The organism is Thermodesulfobium sp. 4217-1 (assembly GCF_039822205.1).
Lineage (GTDB): Bacteria > Thermodesulfobiota > Thermodesulfobiia > Thermodesulfobiales > Thermodesulfobiaceae > Thermodesulfobium.
This window is the reverse complement of sequence record NZ_JBAGBW010000011.1, coordinates 44,107-65,454: the sequence shown is the minus strand read 5'-3', so window position 1 is coordinate 65,454 and position 21,348 is coordinate 44,107. Positions and strand designations below refer to the sequence as shown.

The following is a 21,348-nucleotide window of genomic DNA, read 5'->3' as shown; positions in this document are numbered from 1 at the left end:
AATAAAAAGATGTCAAATAGGGATATTAAATTCTTTATAATTAAGTTGTAAGGCAGTTACGAAGAAAGAGTTAATAGAAAAAATCGTTAGAAAAAATCTCTCAAGTTTATCCAAGGCTGACTTTTATCTGTCCGAATGCAGCCATATTTGAATCAATAATACACATGACTCCTATGATCGGGATATCGAAATCATATATCATCCTTTTGTATTTATCCAAAACTCTTTTTAGATCCTTAGAGGTTCTAACTTCATTTGCAATTCTTGTAGCGGCTGCATCTGAAAGTGCACAGTTGTTACTAATAACTATGGTTGCAGATGTTCTTCCAAAAGACAGAGAAGGACCGATTGTCGCAGAAGAAGTTGCAATCCCTATTGGCTCATTGATATCACCTATGTTTATCAGCAGCCTGTCCTTAAAAATCTCGTCGTCAGTATATACTCTTATTTTTATAGCACCCTTCTTGTAAAGGAATATATCCCCGCCATTTTCAACTATTATATCGTCGTAATTAAAAAGCCTCTCGCCAAGAATCTGAGCTATAGCTCCTGCCACACATGCCATAGGCCCAACCTTCATAATTTGTGAATATTTTTTCATAATTCTAACAACATAGGACTCATCTGAGGTATTTTCTAATGCGATCAAAGAATTTCTAAAGAATTTCTCTTTTTCAATATGTCTAATAATATCCTCTCTAAGTTGAGACACAATCCCCTGCGCTTCCAAAAATTTCTTTTTAGAGAGAATTAAAATCTTCGAATCTTCAATATTTACAAAGGTAGGCTCTAAATCGGTTTTTAAATCCTGTACATAGAACCTGCCCTGATAGTCTAAATACACAATCTTGTTTTACTTAGATATTAAATCTGACATGAAGTATGTCGCCATCTTTTACCATATATTCTTTGCCCTCCAGCCTTAAAAGACCCCTCTTCTTAGCTTCATTCATTGAACCAGAGTCTATAAAATCTTGATATGAAATAACTTCTGCGCGAATAAATCCTCTTGCAATATCGGAGTGTATTCTCCCTGCAGCCTCAAGGGCATTCGAACCCTTCCTTATCTGCCATGCCCTAACCTCATCCTTTCCTACGGTAAAAAAAGTCATATAGCCCAAGAGATCGTAACAGGCGCGAATAAATCTCGCCAAACCAAAATTTTCTAAACCATAACTCGATAATATTTCTCTTGCCTCATCTATCTCAAGCAATGACAGTTCTTCTTCTAACTTAGCAGAAAGAGCAAGCACCTGGGTGTTGCTTCCTAAGTATTTAGCAAAATCGTCTTCAATCTGAAGAGTATTGGATAGATCCTCCTCGCCAATATTCAACAATAGAAGAAAGGGTTTCAGTGTTAAAAAAGCATAATGTTTTAGACAGGCAAGATCTTCATCTGGCAGATCTATATCCCTAAAAAGTTTTCCATCTTCTAATATTGGCAGTACTTTTTTTAATATTTCTATTTCTCTCTCTTCCTGACTACTTTTTTTCAGACCTTTTGTGCCAGTTCTTATTCTTTTTTCAGCAATTGCAATATCCTCAATAATAAGTTCGTCCAAAAACTTTCTGATGTCTCTCTTTGGATCGATATCAGGATGTATATATGGATATAGCGAAACGTCAAAAGACCTTGCTACAAAGGAAATAACATCTGAATTTTTCAAGTCATTTATTAGAGAGGATTCTACTTTCTTTCTCATATCGAATGCGGACAGCTCTTTTATGGATATAAAAGCAGGAGTCTTTTTAAGTGGCTCGAAAATTTTACTCAGTATTTCAATCCTCTCATCAGGAACAGTTATCCTTCCCTCATTTTCAGACTTTAAGTTGTTCCCTCTTTTTAGAAGAAGATTTATTACTGTAGATTTACCAGAAAAAGGAAAGGCAGTTATTCCAACCAATTCATTTCACCTCATATTCAAGTGTAGATAATTCTTTATCGTTTACTAACAGGACAACCTCATACTTACCTTTTGGCCAACTTTTCCCTGGGTTTAGGGCTGCGTGAACAATCAATAACTCAGAAGCTTTATCTGCTACGTCAGAAACTTCAGAAAAGGTAGTCGGCTCTTGATCTATATATTGAAATTTTGCCACTATTTTATCTCCGACAGATGCATCAGTATATTTTACCCAGTAGTAAACAATAGGCCAGTCTTGTGGAAACTCAGTTAGTTTCTCAAAGTTGTTTGAGTCTTGACTGTTCGGAGCCATTTTAGATATTCCCTGATCGACAACTTTAAAGGCATATGCATTCGTAGAAAAAAGTAAAATACCAAGAAAAAAGGCAAGACAAGAAGTAAATATCACACTTTTTCTTGTTAATTTAAACAAACCGTAAGTCACATTGCCCTCCTTTTAAATTTGATATCAAAAATACAGGTTAATACAATCGGAGTTTAGTATCAGATCTCATCATCGTTTTGAGAAATCATCTTAATAAATTTTTGTGCAAGATAGGGTTCAAATTGAGTACCAGAACACCTGCTGATCTCAGCAAGCGCGTCATCTTGGCTCATCCCTTTCCTGTATGGCCTATCGGCAGTCATAGCCTCAAAAGAATCAGCAATAGAAACCAATGATGCAAGGAATGGAATTTCATCGCTCTTAAGACCGTATGGATAGCCTTTTCCATCATATCTTTCATGATGATACAAGATGATCTCTAAAAGTCCCGGCATAAGCTCTTCTTTTATAGATTTTAATATATTATATCCGACTATAGGATGCGATTGCATTAGTATATACTCTGTCTGGGTTAGTTTGCCTGGTTTTTTGAGCACGCTATCGGGGATTCCAACCTTGCCGATATCGTGTAGAAGAGCGCCAAAACCAAGGACATCTATATCTTTTTTGTCAAGCTTCAAATATTTCCCAAATTTCACCGAAAACGCGCTAACTCTTTTTGAGTGTTTCGCAGAAAATGGATCTCTTGCGTCTAATGATTGCGCAATGCTCTCAAGAGCTTCTTTATAAAGATCTTTTGAGTGTTGGATAGAATAAGTAATTCCTATTTTCTGGTTTAGCATATTATTTAAATTCATAAAGAATTCAGAGTGTATTATCCTCATATCAAAAGGCCTTATATAAATAATAATGTTGGCGAATGGTTTTGAGTATAGAGCTAAAGGCATTATTGCTATCTTTACAGCATCACATGGAAGGTTTGGGCAACTTATTTTTTTAACAGGTAAAATTTTAAATTTATCAAATGGCGTAGAATAGATACAAGACTCTGATAAGTCGTTATAAGACGTTCCATCATTAAGATAAACGCATCTTGCGTCTGATACAAAACTCAAATTGTCAACAAGAAAGTTAATCGCTAAATTAATTGTATCCTCAATAGTCTCCATTCCAGATAGTTTTATTGAGATGTCCCTAAAATAAAAATTCATTTCGGTAGAGTCTTCAAGCCTTTCTTCCCTTTCCACCCTGGATAAATATAAAGAAAGCATATCAGACACCCTTATCAAGAATTCTCTTTGCTCAGACTGAAATACAAATGGCTTGTTAAACAACAATAAGATAGCTCCAATAGGCATCTCTTTTGAATTTAAAGGAGAACAAATTACAGAGTAATAGCCATTTTTTAGTATCTCGTCTGAGTATTTCAATACAGGATTGGTTCTTAAATCAAAGACAACTGAAACCTTTTTGTCCAGAAATACCTGTCCAACCCAAAAGTTTAATATTTCCAGCCTATTGAGCATCGAAGAAAGATTGTCATCAATATCTCCCACCAAATTATCTATCACTAAATTTTGGCCGCACGAGTCCAATAGATACAACATTGCAACGCTTGCCCCTGTCAATTCTTTTATTTGGCTAATAGCCCTATCAGTAACCTCATCCTTTGAATCAAAACTATTGATATAAGATGCTACCTTCATCAAAACAGAGTTGTTTTGAGCTACGAATCTACTGTCTTCCTCTGTGGCTTTTAGTTGCTGTTGAGTAGCATAAAATTCATCAAGCATAATCTGGAGCGAGAAAGAGAGCCTTGCAATCTCATCCCTGCCTTCAAAAATTGTAAAAGCCTCGCCTGATATTGGATTTTTTGAAATCCTTTCAGCCTCACTTGTCAATTTTTCCAATGAAGCCGATAAGTATTTGCCTACAAACAAACCAAAATATCCGGCCAAAAGGAGCAATATAAGCATAGGAAACAGGGAATTCAAGATTAACCTTTCGATTTTATCGGCTATTTCATAATCAGGATATCCGCCAATAATAAAAAAGGGAGTGTGTGCAATGTCTCTTGAGAACATTGTAAATTGAGAGCCATCGATCTTGGTTTTAAAAAACTTTTTGTCAAAGAAGTTTTCTCCAGAAAAGTTGAATTGGGTAGGGTGATTAAGGCTTATAGAATCCCTATCCCCTGAGACAATAAAGAACTTAAATGGCGCGCTAATGCCCTTGTTTATTTCATCGGATAAATAATCAAACCATTTAAAGGATATAGCAGTTATTATAAAGCCCTCAATATTGCCTCCTTGTGTAAATATCGGATATGCCGCGATAACCATATTCTCAGAATCATATTGCACAGGGCCAAACATAACGAATGATTTTTTTTCTGAAACGTTTTTGAAGTAAGGTCTCTCTGCAATATTCTCGTGGTGCAGTATTACTCCGTTTTCTTTATTTAGAGCAAAAACCACATTTCCCTTTGTGTCTGAAACCAAAATTGAATCAAAAGCCTGGTTATTTGTCAAAAATTGCTCCAGGCTATCATAGGAACCCTTGTCAAGATTCATCTTGCCCAAATTCAAGCTTAGATTGCTCATAGGAAGCAAGATATTGTTTGAAACTTTAGAATTTATAAAATTCGATTCAATCTCCAAAACACTGTTAAAGTTGGTGTCCATAAATTCTCTGTATCCGAGTGCTTGATCGTATGCCATAAAGACGATATTTAAGAAGATCATAAAAAAAGATATCGCAACAAAAACAAGGCTCATCTTTTTATAAAGCTTGAGCCCTGCCCAAAAGTGCTTTAAATAGTTCAAAAACATCTTAAATTTTTCAATCAATAACAATAAATCTGTTCACTGTCCTTAAAAACTAAGCAAGAAATTTTTCATAAACAATTTTTGATCTCCAATAAAAATATTTAAAGCATGCTTGATGCAACTTCTACACCAGATTCTTTAAATATACCATAACGTTTGAAAATATTTTCAAGTGCACTTAAAAGATAAAGAATATTATATGGTCTCGCAGACTCAGCCATAGTGCCAAACCTAGCAATCTTTCCCTTTAGCTGAGCAATTCCAAGAGCTATTTCTATGCCAAATTCCTCGAGAAGTATTTTCCTCAGTTTCACATCCTCAATTTCTGTTGGCAAGTAAACAGCAGTAACCACTGGATTTTGGATATTCCTCTCTGCAACAAATTTGAATCCCATAGCCTCAAGCCCTTTTTGGAGAGCTAAACCCATTTTTCTGTGTCTTTCGAATCTACTTATCAGGCCCTCTTCAATGATAAGATCGAATCCCTTGTTACAAGCATAAAAAAGACTTACAGGCGGCGTGTGATGGTAAACCCTCTCTTGCCAATACTTTTTTATGAGTCTAAGGTCAAGATAATAGTTTCTTGGTTTAAGAGTGTCCAAAACTGCCTCTGCTTTTGGACCGAAGCTAATAGGCGCCACGCCCGGGGGGCAGCCCAGACACTTTTGTGAACCACTATAAACTATATCAATGCCCAAATCGTCTACAGAAACGTTTACCCCTGCCAAAGAAGCAACGGTATCGACCAGTGTCAAGACGCCATATTTCTTACATATTTTCATAATATCTTCAAGAGGCTGAAGCACCCCTGTAGATGTTTCAGCATGTACGCATGCAAAAATTTTAGGCGAAAACCCCTTTATGGCCATCTCCACGTCATTGGGATCAAGGGCCTTCCCATCAGGAGCGCTAACCACCTTCACATCACAACCAATTCTCTCTGCAATAATTCTTATCCTATCTCCAAAATGTCCAATTACCCCTACAAGGACTTTTTCTCCAGGATCGAGAAAATTGATTAAGGCTGCCTCCATGCCAGAACTCCCTGTACCAGGCAAAAGCATGCATGGATTTTCTGTTTGAAATATAGTCTTAAGCTGACCCTGCAATTGATCGAGCAATACAAAAAAACTCGGATCCACATGGCTAATAATTGGCTTAGCCATAGCCAAAAGAACCTCTGGATGAACCTCAGACGGACCTGGGCACATTAATATAACTTTCTTGTTATTCATTGTTCATTCCTCCTTAGTCAAATAAAGTTATATCTTTCCCTTTAATTTTAAGCTTATTTGCCCCCTTTTGTATATCCAAATTCACAGAATTTTCTGAAATATCTTTGTCAAAACTTGTTTTATTTTTAGAAATTTCCCACAATTTAAAGATTTCGTTCGGAGAGGTAGAGTCATAAACGCTCTTATCATACCTAATCTTCTTCGCTCTTGGAAACCTTAGTGCGAATCCACTCCCAACAGGTAAGCCTTTTATAGAATTTTCATCAAACTCTCTTCTCCCAACGGTATGCACTGGGCTAACGGTGATTTCGTCAGCCTCAACCTCAACCACTATCTTTGGCTCTACCCAGAAATCAGGATTTATCTCTGAAAAATAATTTTTAGGCATCGAACTTGTCTTTGTTTCTTCAAGATTTCCAAGAAGTTCGACCCATTCTTCTTCTGTAAATCCTGATCCCAGCTTTGCTATTGTTTCAAAGCATTCTTTTTCTGGATCGTATAAGCCTATCAACAGCGATCCTATGCCCAGCTTGTTCCTTTGGCCTTTGCCATAAAAATATCCCATAACAACAGCGTCTATGGTGTCAGAGAGTATTGATTGCTTCATAGATCTCTTGAGCTTTACCCAATTAAAATTTCTCGCGCCCGCCTGATATACGCCCTCTAATCTTTTTATCATTATTCCTTCCATACCATCTGCCACATATTTGTCAAACAAGCTCTTTAGCATCTCAGGGTTGTCTACTTCATAAGAGTCAGATATTACAATTGTATCGTTTTTATTTATCGTATCCTTTAAGATCCTTTTCCTTTCGAATAATGGATGCGATGTAATATCGACATCGTCTTTATAAAGCAAATCGAATATTTCCAATCTTAGCGGAAATTTTGCAGCCACTTTCAAAATATTGTGCTTTCTTTTCCTTTGGACAGTTACCTGGAAAGGCATAAAATGAAGTGTCACTGGATCGAAACTAATCGCCTCTCCTTCAAAAATACAGTTCTTTGCATTACAATAATTTAGAACAGATTCTACAATCTCAGGAAACATCCTGGTATTATCTTCAAGATTTCTTGAGTAAATCTTAACCTTGTCGCCAATTTTGTGTACCTGACACCTGAAACCATCAAATTTTGGCTCCACGATACATCTGCCCAGCTTATTGAATACTTCTTCTGGGCTCGACATTCTCTCTGCCAAAGCCATCCTAATAGGATTAGCAACTATTGCGTGTATAGAATCAAGGGCCTTTTCTCCACTGGCAAAAAATATGTATGCCACATAACCAAGATCAGAAGTGAGGTTGTAACATTTCTCAATCTTTGGTTTCAAGGCCTTGCTTCTAACCTTGGCAAAAGAGAGGGCCTCAATCACGGTAGCGTCCTGAGCGCCCAATCTAAGTCTGCCAAGTATTATTCTAACAAGATAAAGGGCTTCAAGAGGGGTAGCCTTATCAAAAATAGCAGTCAAGAGCTCTATCTTTTTGTCCTGGGAATTTGGGCCTGAAACAATAGCCAGAGCCCTAAGATAATAGAACACCTCGTAAAGGCTTAAGCTACTAACTTTTTCCTTTACAACCTTACTAGCCACCAATCCAAGATCCCCTAAGCCCCTATACATATCCTCAATTTCAACCTTGAAACCACCGTAAATCCTTAACAAGGACTCGATAATAAATTTTTCACCAATTCCAAAATCAATAGTATCAAAAGATGGGCCAGTTCTTCCAGACAACAGGTAAATAGCCATCTTGATATCTTCTGGAGCTATTGTTTCAAAATATGCTGCAAGAATTTCCATCATCTTTAATCTTGAACTCTCTTTTTCAAGCCTTTCAAAGACTAAAGCCAGATTGTTGAAGCTAGAACTCACAGAACCCTTATCCCTTAGGTTCTCAAGATTACCAAAGATATTTTGATCAATATAAATTTTTTGATCGTTATTTTTTTCTATCATGAATTGAGTTCTCTATTATTTATTTTAGCTCCCTCACACAAAATTAAATATTTTTTAGGCGTTAGATTCCTTAATCACCTTGTCAGCTATAATTGTAGGAGCTTCTTCAAAGTGATCAAACCTGGTCACAAAAGATCCTCTTCCCTGAGTTATAGACCTTAGATCCATAGCATAGCTAACAATTTCACTTTGAGGAACGTAAGCCTTTATAAGAGTTTCGGAATCGTTAATAGAGTCCATTCCTTGAATCCTGCCTCTTTTGGAATTCAAGTCTCCCATTACATCGCCTGTAAAATCCTTGGGAACAGTAACTTCAATATAGTTAATCGGTTCGAGCAATACTGGTCTTGCCTTTTCCATAGCCTTCTTAAATGCAAGGTGCGCAGCCATCTTAAAGGACAGCTCATTGGAGTCTACATCGTGATAAGATCCGTCTATCAAGGTTGCCTTGAGGCCCACCACAGGATATCCTGCCAGATGTCCGCTATTTAAAACTTCACGCAAACCCTTTTCTACAGCAGGAACATATTGCTTTGGAACAACCCCGCCAACAATTTGACTCTCAAATATAAATTCTTCCTCATATCCAATAGGGTCGAATTTAACTACAACATGACCATATTGACCATGACCGCCAGTTTGTTTTTTGTGCTTGCCCTCTGCCTCTACAGAAAGCTTGATAGATTCTCTATAAGCAACCCTTGGCTTTACAAGGCTGCCCTCGGCTTTAAACCTTCTTTTGACTTTTTCCATGAGAACGTCCATCTGAATATCCCCTAAACCACCAAGCAAAAATTCACCTGTCTCTGGACTCTTGCCATAGAACATAGATGGGTCTTCTTCGATGAACTTTATAATAGCAGAACCCAATTTATCTTCATCACCTTTTACCTTAGGGTAGACTCCCATATAAAAAGATGGTTTTGGAAATTCTATTTTTTTAGGTTCATATTTTATCTTTGATCTTGAAAGAGTATCATTAGTGGTAGAAATTTGAAGTTTTGAAAAGGTTATTATATCACCGCAGCCAGCTTCTTTGGTGATGCTTGGTTCTTTTCCGAAAGGAAAGCTTACTGCTGCTATCCTTTCTTCCTGTTGTTTTGTTATGTTGTACAAAACTGGGTCGGCTTTGTATGAGCCATTTAATATTCTTGCGAAGCTAAGCTTCCCGACAAATGGGTCGAGAACAGTTTTGAAAACTTGTATTATTGGCTCAGAATCATCTCCAATCTGAAATGTCTTTTCACCATCCTCAGAATAGAGCTCCAGATTTTCCCTTTCACTGTAATCAGGAAAATAGTAGCCAAATGCCCTGACCAATTGCGCTATACCATAACCCTTAACAGAAGAAATAGGCAATACTAAAGCTGTTTTTCCTTGTTTTACAGCATTTTTCAAACTTGAAACAATTTCTTCTTCGCTTAGTGCTTCGCCTGCAAGATATTTTTCTAATATAGCGTCATCGCCTTCTGCTGCAGACTCTTTTAATCTCTCTTGTTCCTCTTCTATTTTCGATTCCAACTCTTCTGGATACGCATCTTCAATGTGAAACTTGAATTCACCATCAAAGACGATGCTCTTCTTACTCATTACGTGAACCATTCCCTTAAATTCACCCGCATTGCCAAAAGGCAGATACATACAAGCTATGTTAAAACCTAAAGACTTCGATCTGAGAGCGTCAAGAGCGTTAAAAAAGTCAGATCCATCTTTGTCCATTTTGTTCACAACTACCATAAAGGGTTTTGGGTTCATCTTTAACCTTTTTAAGATCTTCTCAATTCCCACCTCAAGGCCGCTCGTAGCGTTTAGCACCAGGACTAAACCGTCAGAAACACTTTCTGCTGCTATTACATCGCTTTCAAAATCAAAAAAACCCGGAGTGTCAATAATATTATATTTTGTGTTTTCTTCTTCAAAACTCACCACGGAAAGAGCAAGAGTCATTTTTCTTCTTATTTCTTCAGCATCATAATCAGTAATAGTATTCCCTGAATCCACAGATCCTAATCTTGAAATCTTCTTTGCATGAAACAAAAGTGCCTCAGTTAATGATGTTTTTCCTGCCCCAACATGAGAGGCCAAACTGATTGCTTTGATAGTTTTCCCCATATTACCATCCCTTTCAAAATTTTATTAAATAAATTTAATTTCTTTTTAGAAAAATCTTGAAATTTTAACCAACAGTAAAAAGTAAAAATGTCTAAAACTAAAAAACATTAATGCAGTTTATCAAAACAAAAATCTCCACCTTCAGCATACTTATAAATTCCCCAAAGAGTCAAATGAGGAAAATATGGCCATGATAATTCGCTCTCAAAGAGCCTCGCACTTCCGCCTGTCAAGACAACAGTAAACTCATCAAATTTTTCCTGCCAGGATCTTACGATACCCTGTAATCCATAAGCTATAGAATAAAATACGCCATTATTTAGCGCATCAAAGGTGTTTTTTGCAGGAACGTTCTCATGATTTTTGTCGATATCAACTAATGGCAGTTGAGGCAGAGAAAAAGTTAACGACTTACAGATAGATTCAACTCCAGGCAAAATATAACCGCCCTTATATACGTTATTTTTTACAAGATCTATTGTAATGGCGGTCCCCATGTCCACAACGCATACGCTGCCTTCATAAAAGAGCGAAGCTCCTATAGAGTGCAGTAACCTATCAACCCCAATCATGCTTATATCGTATTCAATTCTTATTATCGATCCAAGGTCTTTTGGCTCTATAATTTGCGTAGAGAATGAACGGGATTCTAAAAATGACTTTATATGTTTTATGGGAAGTAAGTTTACCGAAGAAATAAAACACCTTGTCGCCCTATCAATCTTGTTTTCCTCCAGCCAATTGTCAAGAGCATAGTAATTTAATCTGCCTTCGAAAAATATTTCATTCAATTTAAAAACGCCATAATGCTTCATACAGGAGTCCTCAAAATATGAGCACTTAAGCCTGGAGTTTCCCAGATCAAAAGCAAGAACAGAAAAACTTTTAGAATTTATTATGGAATTATCATTAGATTTTTTTATATCAGTACTCACAAAATATCAGTCGCCTCTTCTAAAGCTTAGTTTGTATGCGTGCAGCAAGGTCATCAAATAAGATATTGTTGATTCAGCTCCCATATTCTTGTTAACCCCCTGAGGCTCCAATCCATCATAGCAGCCGCCAGTTCCAACTCTTGCAACTGGACAAAAAGAATCATTTTCTCCCAAGAACCATTTTAGAGCTTTCATTGCAGTATCATAGAAAAATTTGTCACCAGTTTGAAAATATGCATCGACACAGGCACACGAAATGCCAGAAAGCTCGATTGGCTGCTGGTCAAATTGAGCCTTTTGACCATCTCTTTCATACCACCCTCTGTTTCCTACAATGCTAAGAAATTGTGTTTCTGGATTCGTCTGGACTTCAATCAGCCACCTTAAACTCTTAATGCCCAGGTCAACCATCTCATCGTTTCCAAGCTGTTGGCCTGCTCTTATCAAGGCTTGTGACTGTCTTGCGTTATCATAAGTCAATATATTTTCTGAAAAAACCCAGTCATCAGAAATATTATTTCTATAAAGGTTCATTAATTTCTCAGAGAGATCTATCATTATATCCTTTATTTCCTTTGCTCCCGGGTATGTTCTAACAAACTTGTCACATGCAATGATAGAAAAGCTAATTCCTCTTGTAGATGCAAAATCTCCTACAAGCTTTATACCTTTTTCGAAGATGGTCGCACAAATAGGGGTAAATTCCGGAAGCGCGGGCCACTGTATCGCTGTAGCCAATGATAGAAGCGTTCTTGCATGGGCATCTTCGCTAAAGTCATCGAGCCACGTCCTGTCATAAGTTAAAAAGTTCAAAAATCTACCCGTTTTTTCGTCAAATGCGTTGTGAATAAATGATAAGAATCTATATAAGAGATAGAGCACGCTCTGATCTTTAAAGAGTTCATAATACAAAATAAGCGCCATAAATGCCCTGGCATTGTCATCAACGCAATAGCCGTGATTTCTATTTGGCATATTGTAAAGTGCATGCTGCATTATACCGGTTTCATCAGTTAAAAGTTTTAGGTGAGAAAGGTGAACAGAAGGTAGCTTTAAATGAATATCATCTTTTTCAATGATATTCTTCTTTGAAATATAAACAAAGTTCTTCTCTTTTGAATAAGTTTTAATTGCATCATCGAAAAGTTCAATGTACCCCTTTGAAACGTTTTTCCAAATCATCTTCCTGCCAAAGTCATAAGCGTTTTTCCTCAACCTATTCCTATAGGGCAGATCGGTTAAGAGTCTCCTTAGGCCTTGAGAGAGGGCTTCGCTATCTCGGAATGGCACCATAATGCCCCTTTCATCTTGAAGCATCTCTTGGGCATACCAATAAGGAGTTGAGATAATAGCCTTCCCAGCGGCTATAGCATAGGTCAGGGTTCCTGATACTATCTGCTCTATAGATAAATAAGGAGTAAGATATATATCTGCCATAATCAAAAAGTTCATTAATTCCTCAAAAGATACATATCTGTCAATAAAGATTACATTATCGGCGATCCCTTCATCATAAGCCATTTTTTGTAAACCAATTCGATAGCTTTCGCCGTAGAGCCTTTTCACTTCAGGGTGTGTAGCCCCAAGAACGACATAGACTGCACTGGGATAGTCATTGTGAACTTTACTCAGAGCTTCTATTCCATACTCGATACCCTTGCTTGGACCTAAGAGTCCAAAGGTCAATATAACGGTTTTGCCTTCCAGGTTTAGCATATCCTTGTAGTATGATGGATCCATGAATGGAAGGTCGGGAGCTCCATGATAAATCATAGATATCTTTTCAGAGGGGATCCTATAAACTTTTTCCAATATTTCTTGGGCTTTTTGAGCGCAAACAATTATTCTCGAGGAAATGTCGCAAATTTCTTCTAAAACCCTTTTCTGATCTTCAACAGGTTCTTCTAAAACAGTGTGCAGAGTTGTCACAACTGGTTTTTTTAAGTTCTTCAAAAAGTCTAAGATATAAGATCCATGTTCCCCGCCATATATACCAAATTCGTGTTGAAGGCTCACCACATTAACGTTTGAGATATTTATAAACTCTGCAGCCTTTATGTAATCAATCTTGATTTTTTCCCTAATGTCGAAGAAAACCTCTCTTGGATAAGAGTAAGCGCCATTCGACATAGCAACTACTCTGACAGATCTACTCTCGAAAGCGTCTTCTGGATACCATTTGGCAACAGAAGTAGCTATATCATTTGTAAATGTAGCAATGCCGCAAAGTCTTGGAACGTAAGTGCCTACAAATGCAACATTAAAATCTGGAGTTATCCCTTTCACAGTACCTCTCATAACGAGTAAAAGGTCCTTCCTATTCTTTGATCCTCTTTAATGAAATCCAGTATATCGTCAATGGTAGAAAAGGCTACACAGGTTGTCGTATCAGCTCCTCCATAATAAAGCATTATCTCTCTGGTATTTTCGTTGCAAATAGCCCCGCATGGGAAACAAACGCCAGGAACATCTCCGATAAGCTCGTATGGAGTCTCGGGAGCAAGCACCCACCTATTCGTCCTATAGATAAGTTTGGTAGGATCGTCAAGATCAAATAAGGCCATTCCTACCCTATAAAGAGAGCCAGAGGCAGTAGTCCTTACACCATGATATATAAGCAACCATCCTTCAGGAGTTTCAATTGGCGGAGGCCCCATACCAACCCTTGTGCAGTCCCACCAACCCTCACGAACGGGTATTATACAGGTATGATCGCCATAGTGTTTTAAATCAGGCGTAAAAGAAAGCCATATTTCAGCCCTTCCCCTCGCATAAGGTCTATGAATTAGAGCCCATCTGCCATTAAATCTTTTTGGATAAAAGGCACCATCTTTGTTGTCTGGATAGAAAAGGTTCCCATGCCTGCATACCCTTTCAAAATCCCTTGTAGTAACAAGAGAAAGTTGAGGACCTCCCGGAGCAAAAGAGACATAAGTAAGATAATGTTGATCAAATTCCTCCATATAGGTTATCCGTGGATCTTCTAAGCCCCACAATTGTTCTCCCATCTGAGGTTCGTGGATCATAAAGGGTTTATTGTCAATTTTCCAATTGTTAATGCCGTCATCGCTAAAAGCTCTTATAAGATATGAGAAACCTCTTTGTTCCTCTACCCTAAGAACAAGGAGAACCTTGTTTTCAAATTTTGTAGCAGCTGGATTAAAAACAGTATGTGCCTCACAAGTCACGTCTTCAGCAGTGATAATAGGATTACCTTCGTATCTTTTAAAAAGAGCATGAGTACCCATAATTCACCCCATCTTTGTTTAAATATTATAAAATTAATTAATTCTATCATATATAGGGTTAAGAGTTCATATTTTCAACAAACAGTTGGGGAGTATAAAAATGATAAAAATTAAAAATGTTTATGAAGGACATTCAGAAAGTGATGGATTTAGAATACTTGTTGATAGATTTTGGCCAAGGGCTGTTTCAAAAGAAAAGGCATCAATAGATTTATGGCTAAAAGAAATTGCCCCAGCAAACGATCTTAGAAAATGGTATTCGCACGATCCAAAAAAGTGGGAAGAATTCAAAAGTAAATATTTCACTGAATTACAAGAAAAAGAAGAGATTATAGAAAAAATTAGGGAACTTGAAAAAGAATCTAACTTAACTCTTGTATATTCTTCAAAAAGCCCCCTCAATAATGCAGCAGCTCTCTTAGAATATCTGAAAGTTAATTCTTGAAATAAACTTAAAAAATCTATATTTAAAGCTTTTATTTGCGAATTATACAGACCGACCAGTCGGTTTACAAATAATAAATATATTGTTATCATACTAATATGAAGACAAGAAAATCTTCCAATACAAAAAATAAGATATTGAAAAGCGCCCTATCACTCTTTTCAAACAAAGGATATCACTCTACCAACGTTGACGAAATAGTCGAAAACGCAAACACATCTAAAGGAGCCTTTTACTTTCACTTCCCTGGCAAAAGAGATCTGGTAATAAAATTGGTAGAAGAACTCAGCGATCAACTTATTAAAAAAATAGAAAACAAATGCAAAGGAGGATCCTTCGAAGAAATATTTAAATCTTCACTCAGAGAAGGATTTAGAATACTCGAAAAATATCGTGAACTAACAAAATTCGTTTTTATTGAAACCATTAGTCTTGGACCGCAATTTGAAGAACAAAGATTTTCCCTTAGAAAAAAATTAGAGAAACTGTTCGACAACATGCTTTCCAAAAGAGAGATGGAGGAAAGTGAAAGATACATTGTCATAACTATTCTTGTTGGTTCAATAATAGAATTTGTCATCGATTCAATCGTAAATGACAAGCCTCTTACAGAGCTCTCAGATGAACTTATTAATAAGTTGTTAAAATTGGCAAAAGATAATTAATTAAAATTATTAGGAGGATAAAAATGAAATTAACAGTTGCGCACAGCCCAGACCCAGATGATGCATTTATGTTTTATGCATGGACTCATGGGAAAATTTCGTCAAATTATGAATTGGAAGAAACCCTGTCAGACATAGAAACCCTAAACAAAGAGGCAAAAAATGGCAAGTATCACATTAGTGCAATCTCTTATCATGCTCTGCCATACGTTACGGACAAATATGATCTTATGAGCGTGGGTTCGAGTGTAGGAGACAAATACGGTCCAATACTCATTTCCAAAAAGCCCTTATCAACTCTTGAGAACAAGGTAATTGCTCTCCCTGGAGAGCTAACCACAGCGACCTTAGTCTTTCGCATATATTCACAAAATCACAAAGAGGTATTCGTTCCTTTTGATCAGATAATGGAAAAAGTTATGAATTCAGAGGTGGATGCAGGATTGCTAATTCACGAGGGGCAGCTCTCTTACAAAAATATGGGCTTAGAAAAGGTGGTAGACCTTGGAGAGTGGTGGTATGAAAAACACAGCTTGCCCCTTCCTTTAGGTGGAAACATACTTCACAAAAGTTTGAAAAAAGAGAGCCGCGAAATAAATAATCTATTAAGAGAATCTATCAAATGGGGCAAATCAAATCTTGACGAAGCTCTTGGTCACGCTATGAAGTACGGCAGAGACTTAGATCTTGAAATGGGTGAAAAATTCGTAAACATGTATGTCAATGACTTTACGATAAAATTTCAGGAGAGCTTATATAAATCTTTAAATGTACTGTACAAACTTGCATATGAAAAATCTCTAATTCCATCTATCCCGAACATACCAGAGGACATATTAAATGAATAGTTCAGCAATAAAAGAACTTCTAAACAAGCCGATAGACCTTTTCAACGAGGCAAACAAAAAGAAGTCTTCCTTGTTTGGCAAAAACGTTTTCTTTGCAAAAAATATTCATTTAAATCTTACCAACATTTGCGTTGAAAAATGTGGGTTTTGTCCATTTGCAAGGAACAAAAATGACTTGGATGTCTATAAACTTACCCCCGAACTCGTTGCCTCAAAACTCGCAAATCTACAATGGCTAAGCGAAGTTCACATTACTTCTGGCCTAAATCCAGATCTAAAATGGAGCGAGGTCCTTCAAATTTTGGATTCTATTAAAAAGACATTGCCTCACGTTACAATAAAATCTCTAACAGCAGTTGAAATTGAATTTTATGCAAAAGAAGAGGATATGTCGATTGAAGAAATAATTGAAGATCTATTAAAGCACGGGAGCGTATCTCTCACTGGTGGCGGAGCCGAAATATTAAAAAACGATATGAGAACAAAGCTCCTTACAAAGAAGACATCTCCTGAAATGTGGCTAAAAATTCATGAAGCCGCCCACAAGCTCGGTCTAAAGTCAAACGCCACAATGCTATATGGTCACTTTGAGACATTTGACGACATATTAGATCACCTTAACTTGATAGAAAACTTACAACAAAAAACTGCTGGATTCCAGGCATTCATCCCGTTAAAATTTCAACCTTTAAATACCAAATTTCAACATCTGAGCCCAGCAACGAGCATTAAAACTCTTCAAACCATCGCAATATCTCGTTTGGTTCTATCTATCCCACACATAAAGGCATATTGGCCCTCCATAGGACAAGACTGCTCGCTTATGGCCCTTTGGGCTGGGGCAGACGACCTTGAAGGGACTCTGGTAGACGAAAAGATTATGCACGAAGGCGGCTCGCCAGAGCCAGGCGGGCTTTCAGATGAAAGTCTAAAAAAAATGATCAATGATATTGGCTTAGTGCCATACGAAAGAAATTCTCTCTACGAAAAAATGCAATAAATTATCTTACGATATCAGGAAAAAATAAATGGGAGACATAATGGCAAATAATAATGAACTTTTAAGGTTTGGTTTAATTAAATTTCATAATTTTTTACCAATTAGGCTTGGTTTTGAAAAAATTGGATACAAGCTTTTCCTGTCAGATCCAGCCACGTTAAACGATATGCTGGTAAAAAATGAGCTTGATGTTGCAACCATTTCTTCCGCGACATGGATTAAAAATCAGGATTTGTTAAGGCCAATTTTGCCCTTCGGGCTGTCATGCTATGGGCCAGTATTGAGCACATTTCTCGTTTCAAATGAACCAATAGAGAAGCTTGACAAAAAAATAATTAGATTATCAAATACCTCAAACACTATTAATAATATAGTAATGTGCATCATTAGAAAATTTTATAACATCGAGCCGATATTCTCAAAAGGTGAAAACAATTTCTCTGCAGAAATAATTATAGGAGATGAAGCCTTAAGTTTTATGGAGAAAAAAAGCGACAGATTTGTTTATGACGTATCTGAGCTATGGAAAAAACACACAAATTTGCCAACTGTTTTTTCTCTGCTCGCAGCAAGAAAGGATATCAAAAACGATCTGTTATTGGATTTCATAAGGACCTATTCGCTGGCAGTAAGATATGCTGAGGATGAAAATAATAATTTGAACTGGAATTATAAAAACACTTCTTCTAAAGAATACTACACAAATATGTCATATATCCTTGACACAGACGATTTAAAAGGATTATTTGAACTTGAAAGGTTAATAAAAAACTAAATTTAATTATTGAAACGCTGCGTGTCTAATAAACTCTTAACAGATTATTTGTTACAATAAGGCACTTAAATAATTTTGTATTTTCAAGAGGTGTTTATGATAAAAAAGAGAGTAAATATAAATGAAGCAAAGAAACTTTTTGACTTGCCATTATTTGAACTTGCAAAGTTGGCCGATCAAACAAGGGCAGAATTTGGACTCAAAAAGGTAACCTATATCATAGATAGAAACATAAATTACAGTAACGTTTGCACGTCCAATTGTAAATTTTGTTATTTCAGTGTGCCAGTAGAAAGCAAAAACCCCATTAGGCTATCTAAGGAAGAAATATATAAGCGAGTAGATGAGGCAGTAGCGCTCAAAGCAACGCAAATTATGCTACAGGGCGGTCTCGATCCAGAGTTTAGACTTAAAGATATAGAAGAAATATTTAAGCATATTAAAGAAAAATATCCTAAAATAGTGCTCCATTCGTTATCTGCTGCAGAGATAGATCACTTTTCAAAAATTGAGAGAATCTCTTATAAGGAAGTAATAGAAATATTAAAAGAGGCGGGTTTGCAGGGGCTTCCTGGAGCAGGAGCAGAAATATTGGTAGATAAAATTAGAGAATCCATTAGCCCAAAAAAGATCTCATCCGCCACATGGATACATATTCACAGAATTGCACACTATTCAGGCTTGATGAGCACAGCTACTATGGTAATAGGTTTTGGAGAAACAATTGACGATAGGTTGGAACACTTTAAAAAGGTAAGAGACCTGCAAGACGAAACAGGCGGTTTTATAGCCTTTATTCCATGGATATTCAAATCAAAAAGCAATAAAATTTGGGAAAATAAAATAGATTATTTAAAAACAGTTGCCCTATCAAGGATATTTTTTGACAACATACCCAATATAGGCGCATCCTGGCTCACAGTAGGAAAGGATGTAGCACCAGTGGCACTTCTCTGTGGTGCAAATGATATGGGCTCTGTGATGCTTGAAGAAAACGTGGTAGCATCAGCAATAGAGAAAATTCATAGACCTCAGAGTACAGAAGAGCTTGAGAGCCTTATAAGATCTGCTGGATTTGAAAGCTCCGAGAGGGATGCCTTTTACAATTTCATAAGCGATAAGGGTCTATAAACCCTCTTCACAGTGCCTTTCTGCTATTTTTTAAACATTTTCCCACAAGATCCTCTACCCTTGCAATCCCTGTACAAACTACGCTGTCAGCGCCACCCCACCAAAGCCTAATGAAGTCGCCCTCTTTCAGTGCAGCAGCACAAAATACCACATTGGGAACATATCCAACCCTTTCCCAATCGTCTTCTGGTTCGAGAATCCACTCGTCAGATATGCCTATAATTTTAGAAGGGTCATTTAGATCGTGCAAGGCTACTCCCAGCCTATACACAGAGCCGCTCATGGTCGTATAAACGCCATGAGTAATGCTAAGCCATCCCTCTTTAGTTTTGATAGGTGGAGAGCCTGGCCCAACCTTTAGCTCGTCCCAATGATAAGATTTTGGTTTTATCAATATATCTGATCTCCCCCAATGCACCAGATCATTTGAGTACGACACCCAGATAGACCAGGGGATTATATCGGAGTGAGGCCTATCAAGCCGAACATAGTCAGAACCGAATTTTTCTGGAAAAATTACTATATTCCTGTGATCAGCGCTTGTAATTAGAGCAATTCTTTCAACCTTCTTGAAATCAACTGTCTTTGCCAAACCAATTCTTACACCATATTCGGAATATGCACTATATGTAATGAAATATTCATCGCCAATTTTAGTTATCCTTGGATCCTCTATGCCAGCACTCTCATACCTGCCAAAATATCCATCGCCTTCGGGAAGCATAAATGGCTCTTCATCAACGTCAAAATTTAGACCGTCTGTAGAAATAGCTTTGCCTAAAATAGATCTCCCATTGAGCCTTGCCGATCTAAATATCAATACATATTTATCCTGATACATAGCAATAGCCGGATTATAAACTGAGGAAACCTGATAAGGAATATCATCTTTTGTGAGAATTGGATTATATATGTATCTTTTTACTACACCGCTGCCTCTATATAGATCCAAATTCATCGTTAACCCTCCCTTATAAATTATTCAGTATCATTTTATAAACTTTTATATAATCAGATACCATCCTTTGGGATGTAAACCTTTCTTCGACATACTTTCTGCAATCAATCCTCTTAACGTTGTATATCGAGGGCAATTTTTCAACTGCTTCTTCAAAGGAGTTAACCAGTATGCCAACTGATTTTGCGACTATTTCACTCATACTTCCTCTGTTGTAAGCCAAAACAGGTGTTCCGCATGCAAGAGACTCTACTACGCTTAAGCCAAATGGCTCATCAAAATATATTGGATGAAGCAAGGCAATTGCATTAGATAGCAATTCTCCTCTTTTATCTGGGCCTACGCTGCCCAAATATTTTATTTTTTCACACAAGTAAGGCTCTACCATATCTTCAAAGTAAACCCTATCCTGTATTGGGCCTGCTAAGTAGAGTTTCATACCAGTTGCCTTTGCTATCTTGATTGCATCGTGAGCACCCTTATCGGGGTGCATTCTGCCAAAAAAGAGAAGATAATCTTTTGGATTAGGGTTAAATGGGAATTTTTTAATATCTATTCCGTGATATACGGTGGCAATATAATCAAGATCAGGGTTCCTATCAGAATCTGAAATAGATACATACCTTACGTGTTTATTATATTTTTTATATATTGGCAATATTTTGGGAGAAGAAAATCCATGTATTGTAGTTATCATTGGAGTTTTTATAAGCCTTGAGAAACAAAGAGGCATAAAGTCAAATTGATTGTGAATTATATCAAACCTATCTGCCAATTCAAAAATATTCGAAATATGTAAATATTCCATAACCTTAGGGTCGGCGTTTTTATCTTCCTCGTAACCCATTGGCGCAACTGAAATCAACTCAGCAGATGTAATAGAGTCTGCTGTAGCAAATAGTGTTACTTCCAAACCTTCCTTTACAAGACCTTCAGTTATCAGTGAAGCGATTTGCTCCCAGGGACCATAGTGTCTTGGAGGTGTCCTCCATGCTATGGGTGAAATCATAGCAATCCTCAT

General features: G+C 37.0%; 18 protein-coding genes. 6 read left to right on the top strand and 12 right to left on the bottom strand.

Annotated features, from left to right (window positions below; translation table 11 throughout):
* Window positions 1-106: 106 nt before the first annotated feature.
* The 10 genes from V4762_RS05710 to V4762_RS05665 all read right to left on the bottom strand — a co-directional run bounded on the left by V4762_RS05710 (window position 107) and on the right by V4762_RS05665 (window position 14,505).
* Window positions 107-844: a UPF0280 family protein gene (locus V4762_RS05710; RefSeq protein ID WP_347314818.1), complete on the bottom strand. Its 738-nt coding sequence runs from the start codon at window positions 842-844 to the stop codon at window positions 107-109.
* A gap of 13 nt (window positions 845-857) precedes the next feature.
* Window positions 858-1,904 (bottom strand): DUF933 domain-containing protein, encoded by a 1,047-nt coding sequence (locus V4762_RS05705; RefSeq protein ID WP_347314817.1) that lies wholly within the window; start codon window positions 1,902-1,904, stop codon window positions 858-860.
* A 1-nt stretch (window position 1,905) separates the two neighbouring features.
* On the bottom strand, window positions 1,906-2,349 hold the full coding sequence (locus V4762_RS05700; protein WP_347314816.1) for a hypothetical protein: 444 nt from the start codon (window positions 2,347-2,349) through the stop codon (window positions 1,906-1,908).
* Between the two features lie 59 nt (window positions 2,350-2,408).
* Entirely contained in the window at window positions 2,409-5,015 is a 2,607-nt protein-coding gene (locus V4762_RS05695) for an HD domain-containing phosphohydrolase (RefSeq protein WP_347314815.1), read from the bottom strand.
* Between the two features lie 104 nt (window positions 5,016-5,119).
* On the bottom strand, window positions 5,120-6,253 hold the full coding sequence (locus V4762_RS05690) for a pyridoxal-phosphate-dependent aminotransferase family protein (RefSeq protein WP_347314814.1): 1,134 nt from the start codon (window positions 6,251-6,253) through the stop codon (window positions 5,120-5,122).
* 13 nt (window positions 6,254-6,266) lie between these two features.
* Window positions 6,267-8,210: an ATP-dependent DNA ligase gene (locus V4762_RS05685; RefSeq protein WP_347314813.1), complete on the bottom strand. Its 1,944-nt coding sequence runs from the start codon at window positions 8,208-8,210 to the stop codon at window positions 6,267-6,269.
* A 54-nt stretch (window positions 8,211-8,264) separates the two neighbouring features.
* Window positions 8,265-10,322, bottom strand: a complete 2,058-nt coding sequence (locus tag V4762_RS05680) for an elongation factor G (protein ID WP_347314812.1) — start codon at window positions 10,320-10,322, stop codon at window positions 8,265-8,267.
* 107 nt (window positions 10,323-10,429) lie between these two features.
* On the bottom strand, window positions 10,430-11,257 hold the full coding sequence (locus V4762_RS05675) for a type III pantothenate kinase (RefSeq protein ID WP_347314811.1): 828 nt from the start codon (window positions 11,255-11,257) through the stop codon (window positions 10,430-10,432).
* A gap of 6 nt (window positions 11,258-11,263) precedes the next feature.
* On the bottom strand, window positions 11,264-13,543 hold the full coding sequence (locus V4762_RS05670) for a glycosyltransferase family 4 protein (protein ID WP_347314810.1): 2,280 nt from the start codon (window positions 13,541-13,543) through the stop codon (window positions 11,264-11,266).
* An 8-nt stretch (window positions 13,544-13,551) separates the two neighbouring features.
* Window positions 13,552-14,505 carry a glycoside hydrolase family 130 protein gene (locus V4762_RS05665; protein WP_347314809.1) on the bottom strand — a complete coding sequence of 318 codons (954 nt, stop codon included), beginning with the start codon at window positions 14,503-14,505 and terminating at the stop codon, window positions 13,552-13,554.
* 100 nt (window positions 14,506-14,605) lie between these two features.
* On the opposite strand from V4762_RS05665, the gene V4762_RS05660 reads away from it, so the two are divergent.
* From V4762_RS05660 to V4762_RS05635, 6 genes are all read left to right on the top strand, one after another.
* A complete protein-coding gene (locus V4762_RS05660) occupies window positions 14,606-14,950 on the top strand; it encodes a DUF488 domain-containing protein (RefSeq protein WP_347314808.1) in 345 nt (114 codons plus the stop codon).
* Between the two features lie 98 nt (window positions 14,951-15,048).
* Entirely contained in the window at window positions 15,049-15,615 is a 567-nt protein-coding gene (locus V4762_RS05655; protein WP_347314807.1) for a TetR/AcrR family transcriptional regulator, read from the top strand.
* Window positions 15,616-15,638: 23 nt separating this feature from the next.
* Window positions 15,639-16,463, top strand: coding sequence for an MqnA/MqnD/SBP family protein (locus V4762_RS05650; RefSeq protein WP_347314806.1), 825 nt, complete (start codon window positions 15,639-15,641; stop codon window positions 16,461-16,463).
* A complete protein-coding gene (locus tag V4762_RS05645; RefSeq protein WP_347314805.1) occupies window positions 16,456-17,463 on the top strand; it encodes a radical SAM protein in 1,008 nt (335 codons plus the stop codon). Before V4762_RS05650 ends, V4762_RS05645 begins: the two co-directional genes overlap by 8 nt.
* 40 nt (window positions 17,464-17,503) lie before the next feature.
* Window positions 17,504-18,238, top strand: coding sequence for a menaquinone biosynthesis protein (locus tag V4762_RS05640; RefSeq protein ID WP_347314804.1), 735 nt, complete (start codon window positions 17,504-17,506; stop codon window positions 18,236-18,238).
* A gap of 96 nt (window positions 18,239-18,334) precedes the next feature.
* Window positions 18,335-19,369 carry a CofH family radical SAM protein gene (locus V4762_RS05635; RefSeq protein ID WP_347314803.1) on the top strand — a complete coding sequence of 345 codons (1,035 nt, stop codon included), beginning with the start codon at window positions 18,335-18,337 and terminating at the stop codon, window positions 19,367-19,369.
* Window positions 19,370-19,376: 7 nt separating this feature from the next.
* Here V4762_RS05635 and V4762_RS05630 read toward each other — a convergent pair whose 3' ends face one another.
* Both V4762_RS05630 and V4762_RS05625 read right to left on the bottom strand, forming a co-directional pair.
* Complete coding sequence (locus V4762_RS05630) at window positions 19,377-20,327, bottom strand: glycoside hydrolase family 130 protein (RefSeq protein ID WP_347314802.1); 951 nt, start codon at window positions 20,325-20,327, stop codon at window positions 19,377-19,379.
* A gap of 13 nt (window positions 20,328-20,340) precedes the next feature.
* Entirely contained in the window at window positions 20,341-21,348 is a 1,008-nt protein-coding gene (locus V4762_RS05625) for a glycosyltransferase family 4 protein (protein WP_347314801.1), read from the bottom strand.

Bases quoted from the DNA above. Each gene is read 5' to 3' on its own strand.
- V4762_RS05640 (WP_347314804.1), top strand. From the start codon at position 17,504: ATGGCAAATAATAATGAACTTTTAAGGTTTGGTTTAATTAAATTTCAT.
- V4762_RS05680 (WP_347314812.1), bottom strand. From the start codon at position 10,322: ATGGGGAAAACTATCAAAGCAATCAGTTTGGCCTCTCATGTTGGGGCA.
- V4762_RS05655 (WP_347314807.1), top strand. From the start codon at position 15,049: ATGAAGACAAGAAAATCTTCCAATACAAAAAATAAGATATTGAAAAGC.
- V4762_RS05650 (WP_347314806.1), top strand. From the start codon at position 15,639: ATGAAATTAACAGTTGCGCACAGCCCAGACCCAGATGATGCATTTATG.
- V4762_RS05685 (WP_347314813.1), bottom strand. From the start codon at position 8,210: ATGATAGAAAAAAATAACGATCAAAAAATTTATATTGATCAAAATATC.
- V4762_RS05660 (WP_347314808.1), top strand. From the start codon at position 14,606: ATGATAAAAATTAAAAATGTTTATGAAGGACATTCAGAAAGTGATGGA.
- V4762_RS05690 (WP_347314814.1), bottom strand. From the start codon at position 6,253: ATGAATAACAAGAAAGTTATATTAATGTGCCCAGGTCCGTCTGAGGTT.
- V4762_RS05630 (WP_347314802.1), bottom strand. From the start codon at position 20,327: ATGAATTTGGATCTATATAGAGGCAGCGGTGTAGTAAAAAGATACATA.
- V4762_RS05625 (WP_347314801.1), bottom strand. From the start codon at position 21,348: ATGAGGATTGCTATGATTTCACCCATAGCATGGAGGACACCTCCAAGA.
- V4762_RS05665 (WP_347314809.1), bottom strand. From the start codon at position 14,505: ATGGGTACTCATGCTCTTTTTAAAAGATACGAAGGTAATCCTATTATC.
- V4762_RS05645 (WP_347314805.1), top strand. From the start codon at position 16,456: ATGAATAGTTCAGCAATAAAAGAACTTCTAAACAAGCCGATAGACCTT.
- V4762_RS05635 (WP_347314803.1), top strand. From the start codon at position 18,335: ATGATAAAAAAGAGAGTAAATATAAATGAAGCAAAGAAACTTTTTGAC.